The 1,323-nt window shown below is 71.9% G+C and carries 1 protein-coding gene; it reads right to left on the minus strand.

What is annotated here, in order from left to right:
- A partial coding sequence (locus ACIQM0_RS34145; protein WP_401294317.1) for a ParB/RepB/Spo0J family partition protein occupies nucleotides 1-824 on the minus strand: 824 nt, incomplete at its 3' end.
- Nucleotides 825-1,323 lie beyond the last annotated feature (499 nt).

The raw sequence follows: 1,323 nt of genomic DNA on the forward strand, positions 1-1,323 counted from the left end.
CGGCCGAACGGGCCCTGCCGGCCGGTGCGCTCCTGCGGTACGGCCGCGGCGGCGTCCTTTTGTGCGGCGGCGGTGCGGCGGCTGTCCCGCTCCGGGCCCTCGCCTCGCCGCAGCCGTGCGCTCACGTCGTGGACGGTGCCGAGCGACACGTCGGTCTCGCGGGCGACCTGCCGCAGCGGTGCGTTGGGGTGCGCGGCGATGTACTGGGCGGCCCGCCGCCGGCCCTCGCCCGCGTCCACCGGGCGCCTGCGGCCGTCCCGGCCGACGCGTTTGCCGTCGAGCGGTGTCGCCTCCGCTGTGCGGTCGCGCAGCGAGGCGATCGTCTTCGCGCTCAGACCGGTGATGCCCGCGATGGCGCGGTCGGACCAGTCGGGGTGGGAGATCAGGACGCGCTGGGCGCCGGACACGCGGTCCGCCTTCGACAGCGGCAGACCGTGTGACCCGTTCGCCTTCATCGCGATGACGAGCGCCTCGGAGTTCGAGCAGTCCAGGAAACGCGCTTTGATGGTGGTGTCGCCCCGGAGCCGCGCGGCCTCAAGCCGGTGCAGACCGTCGATGATGCGATATCCGTCCATCCTGACGAGAATGGGCGGGAGTTCCGCCGTTTCCGCGGCGTCGGCGAGCAGCTGGATATGGGCGGCGTCCGTGCCGCTCTGGCGCAGGGACACCCCGGCCGACAGCGCGCTGACGGGAACGTCGCGCGCAGGCAGTTTCCCGAAGTTCCTCGTATCGAATTCGCTTCGCCCCGAGGAGTCGGCGAGCTCCGTCCTGACGGAGCTGAATGCACTCGGTATCAAGACGGCTTGCGCATTGCTGTGAGACATTCTGTTTCTCCCTCTCTGCTGCCGCTGTTCGCAGAGTCGCAGGGCAGTCTTCAGCCGCAGTCGAGGGAAGGTGGACGCTTCCTGGAAACACGACACCGCAGGTGCCTGCCGGGTGTCTGTCCAGAAGGCCGTGACCGGGCCCGTCGCCTGACGGTGCGACAGGCGACTGGAACCTGTTATGGCCACGCCGTGGCTGGATCATCTTCCGGCGCTCGGGGGACCGGTTCGTGTCGCGCACGGCATACACCGCACGAGGCACCGTCCCACCGCCCGGCGAGCGGATCCCGGCGCGCACCGCCCTGTGTGCACCGCCCGGATCCGCTCGCCGGGCGCGGTATCGGCCCGCTCGTGTGCGGTGCGGGCCTCACGGCGGCCCGCTCGTGTGCGGTGCGGGCCTCACGGCGGCCCGCTCGTGTGCTGCGGGTCTCACGGCCGGCCTGCCACGTGCGGAAGCTGGAGCGGGCCATCTCCCGTACGGCCGCAGCCGCTTCGCGCCCCG

Origin of the sequence: Streptomyces sp. NPDC091387, assembly GCF_044756945.1 — a bacterium.
In the GTDB taxonomy this organism is placed as follows: Bacteria; Actinomycetota; Actinomycetes; order Streptomycetales; family Streptomycetaceae; genus Streptomyces.